The organism is Natronorubrum amylolyticum, from assembly GCF_052040145.1.
Classification (GTDB): Archaea; Halobacteriota; Halobacteria; order Halobacteriales; family Natrialbaceae; genus Natronorubrum.
This window is the reverse complement of the sequence record NZ_JBPPFW010000002.1, coordinates 480,397-501,653: the sequence shown is the minus strand read 5'-3', so window position 1 is coordinate 501,653 and position 21,257 is coordinate 480,397. Positions and strand designations below refer to the sequence as shown.

Below are 21,257 nucleotides of genomic sequence, written 5' to 3'. Positions count from 1 at the left end.
ACGATAGTCGACGCAGCGTTCGATCCAGCCGTTCAGTGATCGAGTCCGGGTTCCATGTAGACCGCCATGACGAGCGCGACGACCCCGAAGAACGCGACCAACATGAGACCCGCCGCGCCGGAGATGATATTCAGTTCCGGACCGACGGCGAGCAGGCTCGTCTCTTCGTACCCGGCCCAGCCGAACGCCAGCGCGAGGAGGAACAGGACTCCCGAGACGACCGCGCACCCGATCTGGAAGGTGGTGTTGAACGGACCGATGCCGCCCGACTCGCCGGTCGACTCGGTCGCGGCGGCTCCCGACCCGCTTGCGGCGCCGGCTTCGGCCCCCGATCCGTCGGCCGATTCGGTCGCCGTCGGGGTCGCCGAGTCGGCCCTCGAGAACCCGTCTGCGAGGTGGACGCGCGTGTCTGAAATTTCTCGAACGTCGCTCCCATCGAGGATGAACGGACCGCCGATCTCGCCCCAGTCGAAGCGGGCTTTGATCTGGTCGACGACGTCGGGTGCCGGTTCGACGTGGGCTCCCTCCGTTTCGATCGAGGCGACCGTTCCGATCACCTTTCCGTCGGTTCGTTCGACGGGCTTACCGACATCATCGTCGGTGAAAGTCGCACACATTAGTAATTCCACGGCCGGGAAAGCCCGTAAAGGCTCTGATTCGTCCCCGCCGTCTTCCCGCCGTTACCGGTGAACGTCGTCCGTACTGACGGGTCTCGGAGTGGGGCGATCACCGTACTCCGAGGCGGGACCCGACGGCTGAACGATCACTCGATCGGGAACCGCAACAGCGCGCCCATCCCGTCGAACGCCTCGACGAAGCGGTTCCCGTCGGGGAAGTCGTCCGGAACGACGACGGTTTCGCCGCCCTGTTGTTCCGTTCGGTCGCCAAAGTCCTGGAGGTCGGGTCCCTCGAGGGCCGTCGAGAGCAACAGCGTCTCGACGGCGTCGTACTCGAGTGCGTCATCGACTTCGTCGTGACCGTAAGCGACGGGTTCGTCGTCGCCGATCCTCCCGAAGAACTCGTCGAGCGTCTCGGTGATGGCTTCGCGGTCCCGTTCCTCGATTGCCTCCTGTCCCGTCTCCGCGAGCTGGTGGAGCCCCTGCTGGCTCGAGTACTCGACGGCGAACTCGCCGACGATGCGATCCTCAAGTCGGTGGTCCAGTTCGGCTTCCTCCTGAAACGTCTCGACGGTACCCGTCGTGCCGCCCAGCAGGACGCCGTCGACGGGGTCGTCGCCGAGGAACTGCCGCTCGGCGCGCTCGGCGACCTCGTCGAAGAACTCGCGTTTCTGCCGTTCACGGTCGCGCTCGAACCGCTCGGCGGACTGGCCGCCCGCGCTCGATTTCCCGGGCACCTCGCTCTCGAAGGTGTCGATCGGCTCGACGCCCTCGTCGCCGAGTAGTCCTAACGCAGCCCCGCCGCGTTCGACCACCAGCAGGCCGTGGGTCGACTCGGGTTCGGTGATCGCCTCGAGCGGCTCGAGGTCGAACTCGTTGGCGTGGCGGTAGACCGAGTCGTCGATGGCGACGGGGAGGTCGTCGAAAACCGACGTGAGCAGGTCGCCGTCGGCGGCTCCGGCGTAGATCGCAAGGCCGTTTTCCGGAACCTCGTCGTACTCGTTGAGGCGGCTCCGGACGCTCTCTAAGGCATCGGTGAGCGGCTTCGGGAACGACTGCTCGTCCAGTTGGCTCGCCTCCGCGTAGTCGGTCTCGACGGGCTGGCGAGCCTCGCCGATCGATTCGTCGGGTGGGACCGCGAGCGTGACGAGGATGTCGCGGTCGGCCGAGGCCGAGGAGAGTCGATCGAGTCGGTCGTGGAGTTCGTAGTCCGAGAGTGACATGGATATCGTGTTCGTGAATTTGGAAGTGAGTGCCGGGCCTGCGGCGAAAGCGGCGTGTCGCGAGGCCCGCAAGTATCCCTGCTACGGGGAGTGTCCGGTTGAGCGACCGGCCGGCGCACTCATGCAGAACGGGTGGCTCGAGTCGCGGTGGTCGTCGCTGATAGCGATCACGTCGACGCTTGAGCGAGGATCAGTACGTCCGCGGCGGTCGCTCGAGAATCTCGAAGATTTCCCGCGAACGATACTCCCGGTTGCGCTCCTTTCCGGTCGTCTCCTCGAGGATTCCGTCCTCCTCGAGTCGGTCGAGCGCCCGATAGGCAGTCGGACTGGCGACGTCGAGTAACTCCTCGGCGACGGCCGCGGTGAGATACGGTTGGTCGAAGAGTTTGCACGCGAGTCGCGCGTACGCGGCGGAGTCGTCACCGTATTCGGCCTCGTACTCCCGTTGCAGGGTGTGTAACTCCTGTGAGCGCAACAGCGTCTCCTCCGCCTGTTGGCGGATCCCCGTCACGAAGAAGTCGATCCAGGCCTCCCACTCGCCGTACTTGCGGACGGCGTCCATGCGATCGACGTACGTCTGCTTGTGGCGATTGAAGTACTCGCTGAGATAGAGCGTCGGCCGCTCGAGGTAGCCGTCGTCGTACAACTGGAGCGTGACGAGCAGTCGTCCCAGACGGCCGTTCCCGTCTCCGTACGGGTGAATCGTCTCGAACTGGTAGTGGGTGAGCGCGATATCGACGAGCGGGTGATAGCTCCCGCCGGTCCGAACGTACGTCAGGAGGGCGTCCATGGGCCCGTCGACGGCGCTCGGCACGGGTGGAACGAACTCGCCTAGGTGGTTCGGAACCGTCTTGAACGCGCCGAGGGTGTCCGTCTCCCGTCGGTCATCCGGAACGCCGCCGAGGAGCGTTTCGTGGAGGGTGTGGAGAAGATCGATCGAGATTCCGTCTCCGCGCTCGAGCGCCTCGATCCCGCCCTCGAGAGCCCGTTCGTAGTTGAGAACTTCCCGCACGTCTTTCGTTTCGTCCGCCGCCGGAGCCGTCTCGCCGTCTGACCCGCCAGCATCGAGCGATCGGGTCTCGTAACTGTAGAGCGCGTTGTAGTCGATATCAGCGCCCTCTATCTCGGACGACTCCATCGCTTCCTTCCGGAGCAACGAGGTGTACAGAACGGGGGCGAAATCGGTCGTCAGACCGAATCCACTGAGCTTTCCGAGCCAGAAGGTCGCCTCCGAGAGCGTCTCGTAGAACTCCGCGTCGAGTTGGAACTCGGTATCTGGGGGGAGCGGATCCGGACGATAATACGGCCGCTGTCCGTCCGGGACGAGTCGTCCGGGAGCGTCATCAGCTAACTCTCGCAGTACCATTCGTAACTACGAACACATACAGGCCACCAGTAATTAAATACACTCCACTAAATATAACTAACAGGCCATATATTCGGAGTTGCGTTCATCTTGTACTGTCTACCGAGAACACGTCCGTTCAGGATGGCAGACGGTTACGACTGAACAGTCGTTTCGTAGCTGTGTCGTTTCTGCACGGAATCCGACGGGAAACGTCCAGAATCTTCCGGAGTCTTAGACAACTATTAGTGCACGCGAGAAATGCTCAAACGCACCGTCTCAAACAGTTTGTATAGTGGCGCGAACAGGATGCCATCGACAATCTCAATGAGTTCGGTGGGCGGGACATACATCTCTTTTTATTAACATCTGGTGAAAAGGACTGGCGACAGCCAGTATGAAAGGGCAGTTGAATACCAAGTTAGAGATAACAATAAGAGGCTCCTGTGGCATCTAAGACATGAATTTGGAATGGAAATCAAGCAATTACTTGACAATATTGATATTGAAAATGTGGAAATCGAATTCAAGCACGAAAACGAAGACCATACAGATATTGTCAAAGAGCTTACCGCGTTTGCGAACAGTGGGGGCGGGGCCGTCATCGTTGGAGTTGCCGAAAGCGAAAATAGCTTTGTCGTGACCGGTGTCGAGAACCCACAAAAAATTGAGGAAGATATCAGTCAGGTGATCGACCGGCGGGTGTCTCCTCGATTCAATCCCACAATCAAGGTTCAGGAATTCGAAGAGAAATCCGTGGTAACTCTAGAAGTGAGTGGCGGGAACTGGGTCCACAGCTATGGACTCGATAAGTCGTACTTCCCGGCACGGCAGGGATCAACGACAATCTACCTCGACGGAAGGGACCTACGCTACCGATATCAGCACCAGTTATCAGCCGATCCCGACGAAGGCGATAAGGACGATACTCACGACAACGGTCAGCAGGACTACCGATCGCTTGAATCTACATATCATTGGTTGGATCATGGCCCACACTTAATTCCAAAGCCTGCTGGGAAGATTTCGAGCGTTTGTACCTTTGGGGAACTCTATCTCCCATCAAATCCGGTTCGAATATCCACTCGGGCCAATCGCCCGACCACCGAAACAGTGGAACACATCCTCGCGTGTCTAGCCGAAACATTCCAATTAGATAACTCCCGAAGTCATTTCACAATCAACCAAAATCGAACTGCATGGATCGGAAGCGGGTTATCGATGTTTTTTGAGGAGATTGACTCACAGCAGCGACGGTACGCGAATGCAGGACTTGATACTTCGCAATTGTATAAATGCGAGGAAGCACTCTATGTGGCAAATACATCAATTCCGTATCCGGAATCACTCCTTCTTGTCTATGTGGAGCCGTGGGTTTCTGAGAACTTTGCTCGCCACTTCGAAATCGTGTTACTCACGAACGGTATGCCCGTAGATACGGAGCCACTCACGGATTTCGGCAATTTAGCAGGAATTCAGTTTGGAACTGCGGAATCGGTCGAAATGAAAGCCAAATCGCTCTCACACCCTGAAGAAATTCCATTTAGTCCAATAGAACGCATTCGGAATGGGAGATCGACGGCGAACAACGGTGGAGAAACGATCGGGTTTCTTGCCAAGAATCCTTTCTACGACAAGGGAGAGCTTGCTTCTCGTCTATTTGAGATTGAGGGGTCTACACCACTTGCTGAATTTCAATATACCTTTGGACACTTCCTGCAATTGCCGCCTGAGGAACTTCCTGAAATCACTCCTGATAGTTTTCGCGTCGTCGATTATAGCGAGTTTGCTGCGATTCCACTGAATGCGATTCATGTTGACTTCCAACTTACTTGGTGATTATCGAAGGAGTGAACGTACATCCGAGTTGGGAAGACCACATCTCCAGAATACACTTTTAAAACCTGAGTCAGGACGGAAACCGTTCTATCGGTCTCCCTCCTCTAAGATCGTTTCACGGTTCATCGAATACGAGCCAAGCGCCCACTTACCATCTTCAATATTCGGCGTACCGTCCTCACCAAACTCCCGCCACACCTCATCCAGTATCGGCTCAAGATCTGCTATGACTTTCTCACTTCCTATCTGCAGCGTAGCGTATTCCGTCGTATACCGATCTGTCTCAAGCGTCGCCGGAGTATACCCGATTGCCCGTTGACGGCTGTTTGGTACGTTGAGCTGGACACAGTCAGCATCAAGGAAAGAAAGCCATGCAAAGGCAGTACCAGAGAAACCCATCTCAGAAAGTTTCTCCATCGTACTCCTTGCTGCTAACACGACATGAGCGTCGAGGCCTATTCCTATAGAGGACTGGATATGGCCCTGAATCCATGTTTCTTCATGCTTCTGTATGAAAGCGGAGACAGAAGCAGACTCATACAGTCCATCGTTCCTAAGTACGGCGTAGGAGCCTTGCTCCTCAACCGTACCGCTATTTCCGTAGGCAATCGTGTACTTACCCTTGGTCTCGCCGTACGTCGTAAGGTCCTCAAATAGAACGGAGGGGTCAGGAATGCTTCCGGGACTGCTCTTGCTCTTCGACAAAATCCCATTCGGGATAATATGTAGGACTACTGCAGGGCCTTCAATCAGGTCGGAGGCGTAGCCTTCCCGAGCTTGGATCTTGTCAAGCCGATCACTGCATAGTTCCTCAATTTCCTCGACGTGGCCACGGTCCTTCTGCAGGTCGACGTCGAGAAAGCCTTCGGCCAGGCCCTGACTGTTCTGCCTCAGTTCCCCCAGGATCTCTTTTCGGTGGTGGATGTTCAGGGTCCAGCCGTATTCCTCCCTGATCTCCTCCTCCATATCCAGTTCCTGGCTGCCGCCGACATCCTGATTCGTGACAAAGATGAACAGGTCGTAGTCCTCCCCCAGGTCCTCCTCAAGAGCTGCTACTTTCTCTGCATCGTTCCGCAGCTTACGCCTCCACGTTTCCTGGACACTGGCGTGAGCGATACCATTCCTACTGCCAAACTCAATCTGTGCGTCCCATCCTCCGTCAGGCCCGGATTCTCCGCTCTCGTGAACACTGTAGCCTTGTTCCCTGAGGAACGCCATAGCGAAATCCTCGAAGGCGTGCCCGCCGATGTTTTCCAAGGCAAACTCCAGCTCGTCCATACACGAATAGTTTTGCTATCCGTATCACAAAACTGTTCGCAACCCGCCAGTTCAAGCAAGAGAATAAGAACGGTGTCGATCAGTCGGACCGGTAGCCGCGCGGTTCCTCCGTCGCCGATCGCTCCTCGGGACCGGGCGTGTGGACGACCCACTCGGGCAGCAGCGATCGGACGTCGCTCGACTCGCTGCCGATGACGGCGAAGCCGGCGAAGATCGTCAGGAAGCCGACGACGGCCAGCGGAGCGATGGTCTCGCCGAGCAGCGCCCAGCCGCCGATCGTCGAGACGACCGGGACGACGTAGAAGACCAGGTTGGCCTGCGTCGCGCCGGTCGACTCGAGCAGCCCGAAGTAGGCGATGTACGCGAGGACGCCGGCGACGAGGCTGACGTACGCGAGCGCGACGAGCGCTTCCGTCGTCCACGCGATCGATCCCATCGACTCGCCGGCCGACCAAGCGAGTCCGTGGCTGAGCGCCGCGGCGATGGGCAGTCCCCACGCGATGCGGACGGTGCTCGAGAGCGTGGCGTTCGCGCCGGAGCGCCGGATGAGGACGGCACCGAGGGCGGCGCTGGCCGCACCCGCAAAGAGGATCGCGCGGCCGAGCGCGTCGCCGCCGACCAACATTGCGGGGTCGGGACTGACCACGAGCGCGACGCCGAAGAGGCCGAGGACCATCCCGAACGCGCCACGGGGCGAGAGGCGCTCGTTCGAGAGGAGCACGGCTGCAAAGACCGGCGTTAGGATCGGGTTGAGGCTGAAGACGATCGCGCCGACAGCGCTGGTGGCGTACTGCTGGCCGACGAACAAAAGCGCGTTCGAGAGGCCGATCACGAGCCCGCCGGTCGCGAGGATGCCGACCACGTCGCCGCGCGTCCGGGGGCGAAGCTCCTCGAACGAGGCGGTGAGCGCGACGTAGCCCAGCATGACGAGCGCCGCGATGTCGAACCGGATCGCCACGAACAGCAGCGGTGGGAAGTACTCGAGTCCGGCTTTCGCGGCGACGAACGTCCCGCCGAAGAAGACACTCGAGAGGACGAAGAAGACGGCCGTTCGGCGGTCGATCACGGTCTCACCTCGGTTCGGCTTGCGCCCGACGAGTCCCCGGCGTGGGATCGACGGGGTGTGGAGGGATAGAACATCTTGTCTCAACAAAGGAGTCCGAGCCATATAGTTTAATTCAGAAAATATTTCACGCGAGGAAACGAAACAGTACCGAGAAAAACGAACCCACCGAGAAAATCGGTACTGTTTGTGCCATCCTAACACATCGTGAAACTATTTCACGGTGCGAAAGCTCTATCAGGGAACGGCCGAACACACTCGTATGGAATCGGCACTCGAGGAGATCGAGTTCCTCGCGCTCTCGGCGAACCGCGTCGAGGTGTTGGGACTGCTCGCGGCGGGAGGACACACCCGAAACGAACTGGCCGCGGAGACGGGGGCGTCACAGGCCACGCTCGGACGGATTTTGAGCGACTTCCGAGAGCGGTCGTGGATCGACCGCGAGGGCAGCGAGTACGTCGCGACTGCGACCGGTCGACTCGTCGCGTCGGGGTTTACCGACCTCCGGGAGATCATCGAGACCGAACAGCGCCTCCGCGGGGTCGTCGAGTACCTGCCGACCGCCGAGATGACGTTCGATCTGAAGCGACTGTCCGACGCGACCATCACGATGCCGACCCAGACGCGGCCGAACGCGCCGCTGTCGCGCCTGCTCGAGTTGCTCGAGACCGCCGACGAGGTGTGGACGGTCTCGCACGCGTTCAACGAACAGACCCTGACGGTCGTCCAAGAACGCGCCGAAACCGACGAGCAGACGTTCAGAGGGGTCTTTTCCCGGAGCGCGATCGACGCGCTCGCGGCCGATACGGAGCTTCGGGACCGACTCGAGGATCTGCTCGCCGCCGACGACGCCTCGGTTCGGGTCCGTGAGGGGACCGTGCCGCTCGCGGTCATGCTTCTCGACGAGGTCGTCTACATGCTCGTTCGGGACGAGCAGGGCGTCCTGCGGGCCTCGATCGACACGGACGACGAGGCCGTTCGCTCGTGGGCGCGGGAGACGGTCGAGGACTACTGGGAGCGCGCCGAGGCGCTCGAGGACGCCGGCGTTTCCCTCGAGTGAACCCCGCTTCGAGTCGAAGATCCGACGCGAACGGTCAGCGGCGGTCCGCTCGAATGTAGTCGGCCGCTTTCTCGGCGATCATCGTCGTCGGCGCGTCCGTGTTTCCGCTCGTGATCGTCGGCATGATCGAGGCGTCGACGACGCGCAGTCCCTCGAGACCACGGACGCGCAACCGGTCGTCCACGACGGCCAGCTCGTCGTCACCCATCTTGCAGGTTCCGACGGGGTGGTACAGCGTTTCGGCGGTCTCGCGGATGTGTTCGATCAACTCCTCGTCGCTCTCTACGTCTGACCCCGGCAACATCTCCTCGCCGCGATACTCGTCGAACGGTTCGGCCCGCAGGATCTTCCGGACCAGTTTGATCCCCTCGAGCAGGACTTCGAGGTCGTCGCCCTCGGTCAGATACTGCGGATCGATAACCGGCTCGTCGAAGGGGTCGGCCGAGCGGAGCGAGATCCGGCCGCGGCTGTCGGGCCGAAGCCGGAGCGCGCCGAGCGAGAAGCCGTGGCCCTCGGGGTTGTCGAACCCGTGTTCGACGAAGAACGTCGGTCCGAAGTGGAACTGGATTTCGGGGACCTCGGCGTCCTCGGAAACGGTCGTGAATCCGCCGGCTTCCGCGATGTTCGAGGTCAGCGGCCCCCTTTTCCGGAGCAAGTATCTGAGCGTGTTCCACAGCGAGTCCGCGTCGGCCAGCGTAATCGGCTTCGTCGACTCGTAGTTGACGCCGGCCTGCAGGTGATCTTGGAGGTTCCGGCCGACGCCGGGGAGGTCCGCGACGACGGAAATATCGTGGTCAGCGAGGTGGTCGGCCGGGCCGACGCCGGAGCACATGAGGAGGTGAGGGGAGTTGATTGCGCCGGCGGAGAGGACGACCTCCTCGGTCGCGTCGACCGTCGCGGAACGACCGCTGGCGTCGTCGCGAGCGTACTCGACGCCGACGGCTTCACGGCCGTCGAACCGAACCGTCGTTACCCGTGCGCCGGTCACCGCGGTCAGGTTCGGCCGCTCGAGAACCGGTTTTAGATACGCGTCCGCCGCGCTGTGTCGTTCCCCGCCCTTCTGGGTTACCTGGTAGTAGCCGACCCCCGACTGGTCGCCGGCGTTGAAGTCCTCGTTGTACGGGAGTCCGACCGATTGCCCGGCCTTGAGGAACGCCTCGGTGAGTTCGTTCGGCGACCGGAGGTCGGTCACGTTTCGCGGGCCGCCGATGCCGTGATACTCCGAGGGGCCGCGCTCGTTGTGTTCGGCGCGCTTGAAGGAAGGCAGCACGTCCTCGTACGCCCAGCCCTCGTTGCCCAGCTCGGCCCAGCGGTCGTAGTCCTCGGGCTGGCCGCGAATGTAGATCATCGCGTTGATCGAACTCGAGCCCCCCAGCGTCTTCCCGCGGGGCCAGTACAGCTTCCGGTCGTGTAGCTCCGACTGCGGTTCGGTGTAGTACTCCCAGTCGACCCCCGACTGGAACAGTTCCGAAAACGCCGCCGGCACGCCGATCTCTCGGTTCTCGTCGGGCTCGCCAGCCTCGAGCAACAGCACCTCAGCGTCGCCGTCGGCCGACAATCTGTTCGCGAGCACGCAGCCGGCCGGTCCCGCACCGACGATCACGTAGTCGTAAGATCTCCCGTCCCCGGACATGTTGGGTTATCACATGGCACGGCGGTGGTATAGTCGTGTCCCCGAGTCGCGCGAACGGATAGCGATTCCTGAGCGGTCATCGTCCAGCGATTCCCCGGCGTTCGTCATCCGCTCCGACGGGGCGGCCGTCCGCGGAATCGGTAGTCGGCCGCGGGTTGTCGTCCGGGCTGGACCGATGATCTCGCGGAACCGAACCGTTCGTACCGGGCTGTTCGAGCGCGGATCAGTCGTCGCTCGGCATCTCGAAGTGTCCGCGACCGCGCTCGACGAACTCCTCGCGAGAGATCTCCCCCTCGAGCAGCGCCTCGAGGTCCGCACCGACGCGCTCGGCGGCGATCGTATCCGGATAGATGACCCCCGCGGCACCCCGATCGAGGAACTCGTCGGCGGTCTCGGTCGAGTCGACGCGGACGACCCGCGGCACGTCCGCGTCGAGGTCAACGACCGCCTCGCTCCGGTCGTGTTCCGGCGTCAGCGAGACGACGAGTGCGGCGTCCTCGAGCCGTGCCAGCTCCCAGACGCGTTCGTTCGAGACGTCGCCGTAGACGTAGTTGTCACACTCGTCGCGAATCTCCTCGAACAGGATGGGGTTGTCCTCGACGACGAGCGTCGGCCGGTCGAGGAACGAGCACGCGTCGAGAACCTGCCGACCGCCGTGTTCGAAGTCGACGATGATGACGTGGTCCTCGAGGTCTTCGGAGACGCTCGTTCGGTCGCCGAGGGACTCTCCGAGCAGTCGGACGACGCCGGTGTCGCGCAGCCAGCGGTTGATCGCGCCCGCGTGACGACCCGTGTACGTCGCGACGATCATCGTGACGGCGGCCGCGAGGACGATCGCGTCGAAGACCGGTGGTGCGATCTGATCGGCCGCGAACGCCTCGAGCGCGATGAAGAGGCTGAAGATACTCACTTGATCGAGCGTGAGACCGGTCAGGATCGCCGTTCGGCCGTCGAATCCGCTTCTGAGTAGGATGAAGGCGACGAGCAGCGGGTTGAGGATCAGGACTGCGACGATCAGCGTGAGGGTGTAGCCGATCGTCTCGAGCGTCGGGATCGTCAGCAACGCACCGAGCGTGACGAAGAAGATCGGCGAGAAGAAGTCCTCCAAGTCGTCGACGGTGTCGACTAACTCGAGCGAGTGGGGGTAGTCGTCGGCGATGGCGATGCCGGCGGCGAACGCGCCGACGACGATCGAGAGGTCGGCCGCCTCGGCGAGCGCGATAAACCCGACGACGAAGGAGATGCCGAGCAGCATCATCACCTCGGGGTCGCCCTGGAGTCGCGCGGTCAGCCGGTGGAAGAGGAGATACCGGATCCCGAGCGCGAGGGCGAACAGCCCGCCGCCGACCGCGACCTGCTCCCAGGCGGGAGCCGCCGCGTAGACGAACGCGCTCAGCCCGAGCACGATCAGCACGCCGAGGAGGTCCTCCGTGAAGTGGATCGACTCCGCCAGCCGTTCGTACGTCGGCCGGGCGCCGTTCTCGTCGTCTAGATAGCTGGTCGCCACGAGCGACGAACTCAACGCGGCGGCGATCCCCAGGTAGCCGGCGTTCAACGGATCGAGCCCGAACGCGAGTCCGAGACCGAACGTCAGTGCTCCCACGATCGACGCCTGCAGGAGGCCGACGGTGACGCTGATCCGTCCGGTCGAGCGGAACGCCTCCACGTCGACGTGGATCCCGAAGAGGAAGACGAGGAAGGCGATCCCCCACTGCGCGAGGTCGAGCAGCTGTGTTTCGTCGATCACCGCCCCGGCTAGCGCTCCTGCGAGCAGGTAAAACGGGATCACCGACAGCCCCTTCTGGGCGGCGACGAGCAGCAAGACGGCTGCGAGGACGAAGATGAGCGTCAGCGCGAACAGGATCTCATCCATCGGTGTCACCTCCGGTCGCGTCGGCATCGTCCGATCGGTTCGAGCCGCCGGATCCGGCTGCGTCACCGGCGTCGTACCGTGCGTCTTCGCTCCCGAGGTCGACCGTCTCGTCCGCCCGCTGGGAGCGGTCTCGAGCGCGTGCGTTCAGTTCCTCGAGCCGCCGTTCGAACGCCTCGCGGTCGTCGATCGTCTCGAGTAAGTTCGCGAGTTCGTCGCCGACGATCCCCCGTTCGAGGACGACGTAGTCGGCCCCGTTCTCGAGGAGCACCGCCGCCTCGTCCTCGGTCGTCGCGGTAACGATCGAGAGCGCGTCGGGGCTGTCCTCGACCAGACGGAGGGCGATGTCGGCTCGTTGGGCGACGCTGACGAGCACCTCGGCGCCGGAGAGGTTCGCCTCCTGGCGGATATCGCCGTGTCTGGCGTTGCCGAAGATGAAGCCGTGTTCGGCGTCCATCAGTTCCCCGACGTACTCGGCGCGGTCCTCGACGAAGACGACCTCGTCGACATCGTCCTCGAGCACCGCCGCGAGTTCGCTCGAGAGCCGACTGTAGCCGACGATCACCGCGTGATCAGCGTACTCGGCCGGCTGCGCCTCGACGGTATCTTCCCGCTCGAGTCGCTCGAGATACGGTCTGACGTACGCGTAGATCTGGCGGTTGTAGATGACGTAGTACGTCGAGATGGGCATCGTGATCAGCGCCATCAGGCTGAGGAAGCCGAGGATACCTTCCTCGATGAATCCCTGATCGACCGCGAGCGCACCCAGCACCAGCGAGAACTCGCTGACCTGGAGCATCGAGATCGTGCCGAGAAAGGAGGTCTCGATGTCGAAGCGCTGGCTGTAGAACAGCCCGAAGACGATGCAGAAGTTGATCACGACCAAGAGGAACGCCGCGGCGACCGCCTCCTGCCAGTAGGCCAGCAGCTGGTCGACCTCCATCTGGAGGGCGATGCTCGCGAAGAAGATCGCGATGAAGAAGTTCGTCGCCGGACGCATTCGTTCCTTGAGTTCCGTGCTATAGGGGAGCTGTGCGAGCGCGAGGCCCGCGAGGAACGCGCCGATCTCGATGGAGAGATCGAGGCTCTCGGCGGCGAAGATGAAGAGGAACGCCCAGGCGATGCCGACCGTAAACAGGGTGCTCTTGTTGGCGGCGCTGGCCCGGAGCAACGCCGGAAGGAGGTAGTTGCTCGCGAGGTAGGCGACGACGCCGATGACGCCCATCAGGAGGAGGACGCGACCGATGCTAAACGCGATCTCGCCGACGTTATCGACGGCGCCGACGGAGAGGATCGCGAGCGCCATGACGAGGTAGATGTCCTGGAAGATCAGGATGCCGACGTCGACCTTCCCGTACAGTTCCTTCAGGTCGTCCTTGTCCCCGAGCACTTTGACGATGATCGGCGTCGCACCGAACGTCGTCGCGAGCGCGATCATCAGCGACTGGTAGAGCGTGAAACCGAGCAAGAGGGCGACGCCCGTCGAGGCGATCGCCTGCAACACGGCCTGTCCGAGCGCGATCGCCCCGACGGGGCGCATGATCTCCCGAATGTCGTCGAATCGCATCTCGATGCCCAGCAAGAAGAGGAGGAACCCGAGACCGAGTTCGGCGACGATCTCGATCAGCTGGTCCTCGGCGACGATGCCAAGGCCGATCGGCCCGACGACGACCCCCGTTAATACGTAGGCGACGATCGTCGGCTGCTTGGTCAGTCTGGCGGCGTAGCTGAGGACGGCCGCGGCCACGATGAGCAACGCGAAATCCGTTGCCAGTGCGATTCCTCCGAGAGACATGATCCAACCGATATCGTAGTTGCGACGACTCGACGCCGTTCAAATCGGGATACCCGATACTGTCGGAAAAGCGTTGGCGCTGCACACATCTCGCGTAAAAACTGGAATACAGCGGTTCCGTCTCCCGGAAAATCGTCGAGCCGTCTACGTCGCGCGCGGGAAGTTGTCGATCGTCTCCGCACGGAACGCCTCCTCGTCGAACTCGTACTCGCCGTCGAGGAACTCGAGGACCTGCTGTGTGTCCTGCAGCGCGTTTTTCAGACACGTCGACGCGCCGGGCGACGGCGTGATGTTGAAGATGATATCGTCGCCGACGAGTTTCGCCTCGCCCATATCGAGGGACTTCGTTTTCGTGTCGACGATCTGGGGACGGACGCCACCGTACCCTTTGGCGCGCTGAATATCCTCGAGTTCGACGCTCGGGACGACCTTCTGGACGTGGGGAAGGAACTGCCGCGGGCCGACCTCCGGAACGTCGTAGACGAGGTTTCGTAGCACGTACGGGAGGAGGATGCGATCGGAGAGAATGTTCCCGTAGCTGAGAAACGCCGCCGCGTTCAGCCCGAACACGTCGAGGAAGTCCTTCACGGTCGAGATGCGGCCGCGCTCGAGCGTCGGGACGAGTTTTGCGGTCGGCCCGAATCGGGTGACGCTGGGGTCGTGAACGTCGGCGTCGCCGTGCACCGCGGCGAACGGCAGTTTCTTCATCTGGAGCGTGTACACCTTCCCGTTCAGGAGATCGTCCGCGAGGAAGAAGCTCCCGGCGATGGGGAGCAACACCTTGTCCTGGCCGTAGCCGAGTTCCTTCGCGATCTGGAGGCTGTGCGAACCGGCGGCGACGACGGTCGTATCACAGTCGAACCGACCGTTGTTCGTCTCGATCGTGTAGCCGTCGAGCGTGGGCGTGATATCTTTGACTTCGGTGCCGGTGAAGACGTCCACGTTCGACTCCTCGTCGGCCTGCTCGACGAGCGAGCGCGTCGTCTCGCCGTAGTCGACGACGTAGCCGTCCGAGGTCTGCAGCGCGAGCATCTCCTTTGCGGGATCGCGGCCCTCGACGACCTTCGGTTCGATCTCCGCGATCTCCTCGCGGCCGATCGCTCGAAGTTTCGGGAAGAGGTCGCCGAACCCCTCCTCCTCGTACCGGCGTTCGAGCTGGTCGACCTCCTCGTCGCCGACCCCGAGCACCATCTTGCTCCGTTTGTCGTGCATCTCCCGGTCGGGGTCGTGGTTCTCCAGGTAGCCCGCGAGAAGCTCCGCGCCTTCCTTGACGTCTTCGGCCTTCTCGAGCGTGTAGTTCGTCTCGATGTCTCCGAAGTGGAGCGTCTGAGAGTTGTTCGTGTGATCCGTGTTGATCGCTGCGATCGACGGCTCCTTTTCGACCAGCGCGATGGAGTCGATATCGGAGAATTTTGCAGTCGTGTACAGAAGGGAGGCCCCACTGATCCCGCCACCGACGATAACGAGGTCGTATTTGCCAGACATGATTGGTTCTGTTATATACCCTACCCGGACCTCGCGACTCCGCACAGATAACTCATATTTTTTCGAACGGGTTTTCGGTAATCGACGAACTGCGTATCGACACCCTCGATTTCGGCGGCCGAACTGCGACCGGTCTGACTCGTTTGACGGGCCGTCGCTGTAGAGTCTGTCCCCTTCGCATCTAAAATCGGACATATTCGCGACGGGTGCTCACCGCGGCCGACCGACGCTCCAAAACGGTCCCTGCAACCAACTGGCAGTGATCTCGCCAGTATCGTCTCTCACCCCTGGCGGCACCGGGATCGCTCCGCTCAGCGCACGTCCGAACTCGAGGCCCGGGAGAGCAGATAGACGGCCACTCCGCCGAACGCGACGCCCAGTCCCGCGAGGACGGCGACGGCGGGGACGATCGTGTTGAGCGCGCCGTCGAACGCCGTCACGTCGAGGACGGTCATCACGTCCTCGTCGAGCATGATCGCCCGCGCCGCGTCGACGCCGTACGTGACGGGATTGATCCGGGCGAACGTCTGAATCCAGGTCGGTAGCACCTCGAGCGGGAGAAAGGCACTCGAGAGGAACAACAGCGGGAACTGTAACAGGTTCGCGCCGATGATCGTCGACTCCTGATCCCGGGTCAAGACGGCGAGGGTGTTCGAGAACGCGATAAACCAGAGCGAGAACACGATTCCGACGGCGATGATTCCGAGGGCACCGACGACTCCCGTCGTGATCTCCGCGCCCAGAAGCACGCCGAGGCCGAGGATGATCGCGATCTGCAGCGCGATACGGAACACCTCGGCGAGCGTCTTCCCGACGAAGACGGCGGTTCGGTTCATCGGCGAGACGAGCACCTTCTCGAACATGCCGTTCTCGATGTCGTTGACCAGGCCGATCCCGGAGGTGACCGCCGACGCGAGCGCGACCTGGATCGCGATGGCCGGTACGAGGAACGTGGTGTAGTCGACACCCGGACCAAGCCCCTCGCTCACCGCCCCGCCGGCCACGTTGCCGAACACCTCCGTGAACAGCACGAGGAAGATGAACGGCTGTGCGAGCGAGACGACGAGGACGAACGGATTCCGGACGGCTTTGAGATTCCAGCGCTTGAAGTTGACCCAGACGTCCCCGGCGAACGTGTTGGACGAGCGCGGGACCGAATCGTGCTCCGACGACTCCGCGGTCGGAGCGCTCACGACGCGTCCTCCGTTCCACTGGCGGCGTCCATCTCGACGGTCCCGGCAGTATCGACGCTACCGGCCGTCGCCTCGGTATCGACACGTTCGCCGGTGATCGCGAGAAACACGTCGTCCAGCGTCGGCGCGCGGACGTTGAATCCGGTGACCGTCAGCCCTGCGTCCCGAAGCGCGACGAGGAGATCCGTTCCGGATTCGCGGGCGGTTTTCGCGGTGACGCTGATCCCCGTCTCGGTCTCCTCGACGGTCGCATTGTCGAAGGCCTCGAACTCTCCGGCGATCTCGACGGCCCGCGTTCTGGCATCCTCGCCGTCTTGCAACTCGATGTCGAGCACGTCGCCCCCGACCTGCCGTTTTAACTCGTCCGGCGAGCCGTCGGCGACGATCCCGCCGTCGAGGATCACCGCCAGCCGCTCGCAGAGCTGATCGGCTTCCTCTAAGTACTGCGTCGTCAGGAAGACCGTGGTCCCGCGGGCGTTGATCCGACGGAAGTACTCCCACAGTCGATTGCGCGCGTTCGGATCCAGCCCGGTGGTCGGCTCGTCGAGAAAGACCAGCGGCGGCCGGTGAACCAGCGCCGTCGCGGCATCGAGTCGCTTTTTCATCCCGCCGGAGAACCCCTCCGATCGTTTGTCGGCGACGGCCGTGAGGTCGACGAGATCGAGCAGTTCGGCGGTTCGATCGTCGCGCTCATCGCGGGGAACGCCGTAGGCCTCACAGGCGAACCGAATATTTTCCTCTGCGGTGAGCTCCGGATCGATGCTCGTCTCCTGGGCCATGTAGCCGATCGACTCGCGGATCTTCCGCGGCTCCGTCCGGACGTCGAACCCGTTGACTCGAACCTCGCCGGCGGTCGGCGAGAGGAGCGTCGCGAGAACCTTGATCGCGGTCGTCTTGCCCGCGCCGTTAGGTCCCAAAAACCCGAAGAACTCGCCGTCGGCTACGGTCAGATCGACGCCGTCGACCGCCGTCGTTCCGTCGCCGTAGGTCAACTCGAGCCCGTCGATCTCGATCGACGCAGTCGGTGGCGGCGTCGGTCGGTCCGCACCCTCCACTTGTAGCCGCTCGCGCGAGGTTTCAGCGTCCGCTACCGGTCGTTCGTTAGACATAGCGTCGGTACGGGTCCTGACGTGAAATACGCCTCCCTTCGAAATCAGGGAGTCCCTCCGAAAATCGGAGCGAGGGTTAGAGTTCGTACGCTATCGCCCACCGGTGGAGGTGGCCGAACACCGGGAAGATCGATCGGGCTTTCTCCGTCGGCGCGTACTCGACTCGCGGCGGTACCTCGTCGTATGCTGTCCGCTCGAGCAGCCCCGCCTCGGTCAGGTCGCGCAACCTCGTCGAGAGCGTGTTTGCCGGGATCGACAGCGCGTCCTCGAGTTCGGAGAATCGCAGCGGTTCGCTCGCGAAGGCGAACTCCGAGAGCACTGCCATCGTGTGCGTTCGACCGAGGAGGTCGAGCAGTTCCGCGACCGTTCGTTCGACGCGCTCTCGCTCCGCGGGCTCGAGCGACCCTCGAAGCGCGCGGGCCTCCTCGGGGCCGCCTCCGGCGTCGGGCGGGATCGAACTATCGTCGGTCATAGTCGACGGGTAGCCCCCTGCGGGTAAGTTGGTTTCGGGAGGTGCAGCTACTCCCCGTTTCGGCCCCGTTACTTCGAAGCTTCGAAGTTGCAAGTATATCCGCTCGGAACCGCTACGTCGTGCTATGCAAATCGCCGTCTTCGGTGCGACCGGTCGAACCGGGCTTCCGCTCTGTGAACAGGCGCTCGAGCGAGGTCACGAGGTCGTCGTCCACGCTCGATCACCCGAAACGGTTCCGTTCACCGACGATCGAGTGCGGGTCGTTGCGGGCGACGTCTACACCGGCGAGGGCGTTCTCGACGCGGTCCGAGGCGCGGACGCGGTCGTGAGCGTCCTCGGACAGGGCGAGGGCTCGCCGGCGGATCTCCTGACCGTCGCCGGCGAGAACATCTGCCGCGCGATGACCGAGGCGGGCGTCTCGCGGTTCGTGACGCTCGTCGGTGCGGGGGTCCGTGAGGACGGCGAATCGGTCTCGCTCGGCGGCAAAATGATGGGGGTTCTGTTGAAGCTGCTCGCTCGAGACGTCCTCGAGGATGCCGAATCCCACGTCGAACACGTCCGGGCGACGGACCTGGACTGGACGGTCGTCCGCGTCCCTCGACTCGGCGAGGGCGACCCGTCGGGCGAGTACCGCGCCGGCGACATCGACCTCGGATTCGAGGCGATCGACCGAGCCGACGTCGCCCGGTTTATCCTCGACTGCCTCGAGAGCGACGAGTACAGCCGACGAATGCCGAAGGTGGGGCCTGCGTAACACGCCCCCTCGGTCCGTTCTCCGACTGAGTCGATGGGAGGACCCTTTTACGCTCGAGTCGCGGGCAACGCCACGAAGAACGTCGACCCCTCGCCGGGCGCGGAGTCGACCCAGATCTCGCCACCGTGTCGGTCGACGACGCGCTGACACAGCGCGAGCCCGATTCCGGTTCCGTCGTATTCGTCGGGGCCGTGTAACCGTCGGAACACCTCGAAGATCCGATCGTGGTGTGCCGGGTCGATACCGATCCCGTCGTCACGAACTTCGATCACCTGTTTCGGCCCGTCCGCCTCGGCGGTTATCGCTACTCGCGGTCGGTCTCCGCCGTAGGTGATCGCGTTACACAACAGGTTCTGGAACACCTGTCGAAGCTGGTCGGCATCGCCGGCCACCCGAGGCAGCGACGAGACGGTAATCTCGGCGTCGTGCTCGTCGATCTGTATCGCCAGGTCGTCCAGCACGTCGTCGAACAGCGCGTCCAACTCGACCGACTCGAACGAGTCGCCCTGGGTTTCGACGCGAGCGTACTGGAGCAACCCCTCGATCATGTCCGACATCCGTTCGGCGCCGTCGACGGCGAACTCGACGAACTCCCGGCCGTCCGCGCCGAGTTCGTCGCCGTAGCGGCGCTCGAGCAACTGGAGGTAGCTCGAGACCATTCGCAGCGGCTCCTGGAGGTCGTGGCTGGCGGCGTAGGCGAACTGCTCCAGTCGCTCGTTCGACTCCCGGAGCGCGCGTTCCCGTGCCTTGCGGTCGGTGACGTCGCGAACGACGCCGATCGTTCCCTCGTACTCGCCGGCGTCCGACGTGAGCGCGGTGAACCGACTCTCGGCCGGGAGTCGATCGCCGTTCCGTCGCAGGATCTCGGCCTCGATGGTCGCCGCCTCCTGACCGTCGACCGTCTCCAGCGATCGCTCTGCGGCCTCGGTCGACACCTCGTCGCCGACCACGAGCGAACAGTGCGAGCCGAGCAGCGTTTCGCGCGGGTAGCCCGTCATCTCGACGTAGGCCTCGTTGACGACGACGAATCGGTACTCCTCGTCGAGGACGTAGATACCGTCTTCGACCGTCTCGACGATTGTCTCGTACTGCGAGAGCTTCTGCGCTCGCTCGACGCGAGCGGCCACCGTACTCACGTCGCGGATGACGCCGACGGTCCCTCGAAACTCGCCGCTCTCGACGAGACAGTTGAACCGAACCTCGCAGGGCAGCGCCTTTCCGCTCGCGGTCTCGATCTCGAGTTCGAGCGTCGGCGGGTCGGCGTCGGTCTCGAGCGTTCGTCGGATCGCGGCCTCTATGCGCGAGATATCGTCCGCGGAGAGAACGAGCGAGACGTGTTCGCCGAGCAGATCGGCTCTGGCGTACCCCGTCACCTCGACGATCACGTCGTTGACGGCGACGAACCGCCCCGATGGATCGAGTTGATAGATGCCGTCGTCGATAGTGTTGACGAGCGTCCGGAAACGTCGGAGTGCACCGTCTCGGTCCGTCTCCGCCCAAAACTCCGGCTCCGTTGTCTCCCTCCGCTCGCTCATTGCGTCGTAGTCGCTACTGAGACAAATAAACCCTCGTAAACTGAGGATCGGTTGGGGAGGTTGTCGTCGCTTTCGGACCGTCAGTCCCTCGGACGGCTGTACCGAGTCGAGACCCCGCTCTCAGAATTCGGATGGGTCCGACGAGCGTTTACGTGTCCGCCGACGATGTGAGACGTGGATTCGAAGGTAGTTAGTCGACGATGGGCGGAACGGTCCGGAGAGTACTCGCCAGAATATTACGCCTACTACGGGCCGAACGAGACGAGTGAGACCATCTGTGACACGCTCGAGCGGTTCGTCGACCGAGATGCGTCTATCCTCGAACTCGGCTGTAGCTCTGGTCGTCACCTGGCCCACCTGTACGAACACGGCTTCGAAACCCTGTCGGGAATCGACGTCAACAACGACGCGTTCGACGTGATGAGAGAGACCTATCCGGATCTCGCCGACGACGGAACGTTCTACCACGACCGGATCGAAGACGTCGTCGACGACTTCGAGGAGAACCGGTTCGACGTCGTCTATTCGGTGGAGACGCTCCAGCACCTGCACCCGGACGTCGAGTGGGTCTTCGAGGACCTCGCACGCATCACCGGCGAACTCCTCATCACGGTCGAGAACGAGGGCGAAGACGAGAGCACGCAGGACCAGTCATCCGACCCCGACGTAACCTACGTCAACGACGAGTTCCCCCTGTATCACCGCAACTGGAACCAGGTGTTCTCCGAGTTCGCGTTCGACGAGGTCGACGCTGAGTCGGGCAAGCGGGATACCGTCCGAACGTTCCGCTCGACGACGGAGTGAGCCGAACGTAACTGGGCGAGTCCTTACAGCAACGGTTCGTTCCTGTGTGTCGCCGTCTATCGGCGCCTCGAGGAGTGATCGGGCCTCGACGTTCGGGTAGTTCACACTCGCGTAGGCCCGACTTCCGCGACCGCTACTGACGTGGTTCGACAAGTCGGTGCGGTCCGTATCAGCGTCTCATC

General features: G+C 62.5%; 16 protein-coding genes and 2 pseudogenes. 4 read left to right on the top strand and 14 right to left on the bottom strand.

The genetic code is table 11. The features are described 5' to 3' along the window. Positions 1 to 32: 32 nt before the first annotated feature. From ACSFDB_RS08790 to ACSFDB_RS08780, 3 genes are all read right to left on the bottom strand, one after another. Positions 33 to 617 (bottom strand): DUF8593 domain-containing protein, encoded by a 585-nt coding sequence (locus ACSFDB_RS08790; protein ID WP_440770622.1) that lies wholly within the window; start codon positions 615 to 617, stop codon positions 33 to 35. Positions 618 to 763: 146 nt separating this feature from the next. After that, entirely contained in the window at positions 764 to 1,840 is a 1,077-nt protein-coding gene (locus ACSFDB_RS08785) for a Vms1/Ankzf1 family peptidyl-tRNA hydrolase (protein WP_440770621.1), read from the bottom strand. A gap of 190 nt (positions 1,841 to 2,030) precedes the next feature. After that, positions 2,031 to 3,206 carry a Fic family protein gene (locus tag ACSFDB_RS08780; RefSeq protein WP_440770620.1) on the bottom strand — a complete coding sequence of 392 codons (1,176 nt, stop codon included), beginning with the start codon at positions 3,204 to 3,206 and terminating at the stop codon, positions 2,031 to 2,033. Positions 3,207 to 3,656: 450 nt separating this feature from the next. Here ACSFDB_RS08780 and ACSFDB_RS08775 point away from each other — a divergent pair, with 450 nt between their 5' ends. Next, a complete protein-coding gene (locus ACSFDB_RS08775; protein WP_440770619.1) occupies positions 3,657 to 5,024 on the top strand; it encodes an AlbA family DNA-binding domain-containing protein in 1,368 nt (455 codons plus the stop codon). 87 nt (positions 5,025 to 5,111) lie between these two features. On the opposite strand, the gene ACSFDB_RS08770 is transcribed toward ACSFDB_RS08775, so the two are convergent. Beyond that, positions 5,112 to 6,302 (bottom strand): restriction endonuclease, encoded by a 1,191-nt coding sequence (locus tag ACSFDB_RS08770; RefSeq protein WP_440770618.1) that lies wholly within the window; start codon positions 6,300 to 6,302, stop codon positions 5,112 to 5,114. Between the two features lie 79 nt (positions 6,303 to 6,381). After that, a complete protein-coding gene (locus ACSFDB_RS08765) occupies positions 6,382 to 7,368 on the bottom strand; it encodes a DMT family transporter (RefSeq protein ID WP_440770617.1) in 987 nt (328 codons plus the stop codon). Positions 7,369 to 7,627: 259 nt separating this feature from the next. Between ACSFDB_RS08765 and ACSFDB_RS08760 the strand changes: the two genes are divergently transcribed. Next, positions 7,628 to 8,425 (top strand): helix-turn-helix transcriptional regulator, encoded by a 798-nt coding sequence (locus ACSFDB_RS08760; RefSeq protein ID WP_440770616.1) that lies wholly within the window; start codon positions 7,628 to 7,630, stop codon positions 8,423 to 8,425. A 34-nt stretch (positions 8,426 to 8,459) separates the two neighbouring features. Here ACSFDB_RS08760 and ACSFDB_RS08755 read toward each other — a convergent pair whose 3' ends face one another. The 7 genes from ACSFDB_RS08755 to ACSFDB_RS08725 form a co-directional block, all read right to left on the bottom strand. Continuing rightward, positions 8,460 to 10,058: a GMC family oxidoreductase gene (locus ACSFDB_RS08755; RefSeq protein ID WP_440770615.1), complete on the bottom strand. Its 1,599-nt coding sequence runs from the start codon at positions 10,056 to 10,058 to the stop codon at positions 8,460 to 8,462. 223 nt (positions 10,059 to 10,281) lie between these two features. Continuing rightward, complete coding sequence (locus ACSFDB_RS08750; protein ID WP_440770614.1) at positions 10,282 to 11,931, bottom strand: cation:proton antiporter domain-containing protein; 1,650 nt, start codon at positions 11,929 to 11,931, stop codon at positions 10,282 to 10,284. Then, positions 11,924 to 13,723, bottom strand: a complete 1,800-nt coding sequence (locus ACSFDB_RS08745) for a cation:proton antiporter domain-containing protein (protein ID WP_440770613.1) — start codon at positions 13,721 to 13,723, stop codon at positions 11,924 to 11,926. The genes ACSFDB_RS08750 and ACSFDB_RS08745 overlap by 8 nt, the downstream gene beginning before the upstream one ends. Positions 13,724 to 13,867: 144 nt before the next feature. Further along, a complete protein-coding gene (locus tag ACSFDB_RS08740; protein ID WP_440770612.1) occupies positions 13,868 to 15,208 on the bottom strand; it encodes an FAD-dependent oxidoreductase in 1,341 nt (446 codons plus the stop codon). Positions 15,209 to 15,519: 311 nt separating this feature from the next. After that, positions 15,520 to 16,401 carry an ABC transporter permease gene (locus tag ACSFDB_RS08735; protein WP_440770611.1) on the bottom strand — a complete coding sequence of 294 codons (882 nt, stop codon included), beginning with the start codon at positions 16,399 to 16,401 and terminating at the stop codon, positions 15,520 to 15,522. Next, complete coding sequence (locus ACSFDB_RS08730) at positions 16,398 to 17,510, bottom strand: ABC transporter ATP-binding protein (protein WP_440770610.1); 1,113 nt, start codon at positions 17,508 to 17,510, stop codon at positions 16,398 to 16,400. The genes ACSFDB_RS08735 and ACSFDB_RS08730 overlap by 4 nt, the downstream gene beginning before the upstream one ends. Positions 17,511 to 17,586: 76 nt before the next feature. Then, positions 17,587 to 17,982: a winged helix-turn-helix transcriptional regulator gene (locus ACSFDB_RS08725; protein ID WP_440770609.1), complete on the bottom strand. Its 396-nt coding sequence runs from the start codon at positions 17,980 to 17,982 to the stop codon at positions 17,587 to 17,589. Between the two features lie 124 nt (positions 17,983 to 18,106). Here ACSFDB_RS08725 and ACSFDB_RS08720 point away from each other — a divergent pair, with 124 nt between their 5' ends. Further along, complete coding sequence (locus ACSFDB_RS08720) at positions 18,107 to 18,736, top strand: NAD(P)-dependent oxidoreductase (protein WP_440770608.1); 630 nt, start codon at positions 18,107 to 18,109, stop codon at positions 18,734 to 18,736. A 47-nt stretch (positions 18,737 to 18,783) separates the two neighbouring features. Here ACSFDB_RS08720 and ACSFDB_RS08715 read toward each other — a convergent pair. Beyond that, positions 18,784 to 19,863, bottom strand: a pseudogene (locus tag ACSFDB_RS08715) (sensor histidine kinase); the annotation flags it as partial. A gap of 12 nt (positions 19,864 to 19,875) precedes the next feature. Then, positions 19,876 to 20,271 (bottom strand): annotated as a pseudogene (locus tag ACSFDB_RS08710) (PAS domain S-box protein); the annotation flags it as partial. Positions 20,272 to 20,445: 174 nt separating this feature from the next. Here ACSFDB_RS08710 and ACSFDB_RS08705 point away from each other — a divergent pair. Then, positions 20,446 to 21,075 carry a class I SAM-dependent methyltransferase gene (locus tag ACSFDB_RS08705; RefSeq protein ID WP_440770607.1) on the top strand — a complete coding sequence of 210 codons (630 nt, stop codon included), beginning with the start codon at positions 20,446 to 20,448 and terminating at the stop codon, positions 21,073 to 21,075. Positions 21,076 to 21,257: the final 182 nt, after the last annotated feature.

Coding starts and splice junctions, on each gene's coding strand:
- ACSFDB_RS08790 (WP_440770622.1), bottom strand. CDS start 617: ATGTGTGCGACTTTCACCGACGATGATGTCGGTAAGCCCGTCGAACGA.
- ACSFDB_RS08785 (WP_440770621.1), bottom strand. CDS start 1,840: ATGTCACTCTCGGACTACGAACTCCACGACCGACTCGATCGACTCTCC.
- ACSFDB_RS08780 (WP_440770620.1), bottom strand. CDS start 3,206: ATGGTACTGCGAGAGTTAGCTGATGACGCTCCCGGACGACTCGTCCCG.
- ACSFDB_RS08775 (WP_440770619.1), top strand. CDS start 3,657: ATGGAAATCAAGCAATTACTTGACAATATTGATATTGAAAATGTGGAA.
- ACSFDB_RS08770 (WP_440770618.1), bottom strand. CDS start 6,302: ATGGACGAGCTGGAGTTTGCCTTGGAAAACATCGGCGGGCACGCCTTC.
- ACSFDB_RS08760 (WP_440770616.1), top strand. CDS start 7,628: ATGGAATCGGCACTCGAGGAGATCGAGTTCCTCGCGCTCTCGGCGAAC.
- ACSFDB_RS08755 (WP_440770615.1), bottom strand. CDS start 10,058: ATGTCCGGGGACGGGAGATCTTACGACTACGTGATCGTCGGTGCGGGA.
- ACSFDB_RS08750 (WP_440770614.1), bottom strand. CDS start 11,931: ATGGATGAGATCCTGTTCGCGCTGACGCTCATCTTCGTCCTCGCAGCC.
- ACSFDB_RS08745 (WP_440770613.1), bottom strand. CDS start 13,723: ATGTCTCTCGGAGGAATCGCACTGGCAACGGATTTCGCGTTGCTCATC.
- ACSFDB_RS08740 (WP_440770612.1), bottom strand. CDS start 15,208: ATGTCTGGCAAATACGACCTCGTTATCGTCGGTGGCGGGATCAGTGGG.
- ACSFDB_RS08730 (WP_440770610.1), bottom strand. CDS start 17,510: ATGTCTAACGAACGACCGGTAGCGGACGCTGAAACCTCGCGCGAGCGG.
- ACSFDB_RS08725 (WP_440770609.1), bottom strand. CDS start 17,982: ATGACCGACGATAGTTCGATCCCGCCCGACGCCGGAGGCGGCCCCGAG.
- ACSFDB_RS08720 (WP_440770608.1), top strand. CDS start 18,107: ATGCAAATCGCCGTCTTCGGTGCGACCGGTCGAACCGGGCTTCCGCTC.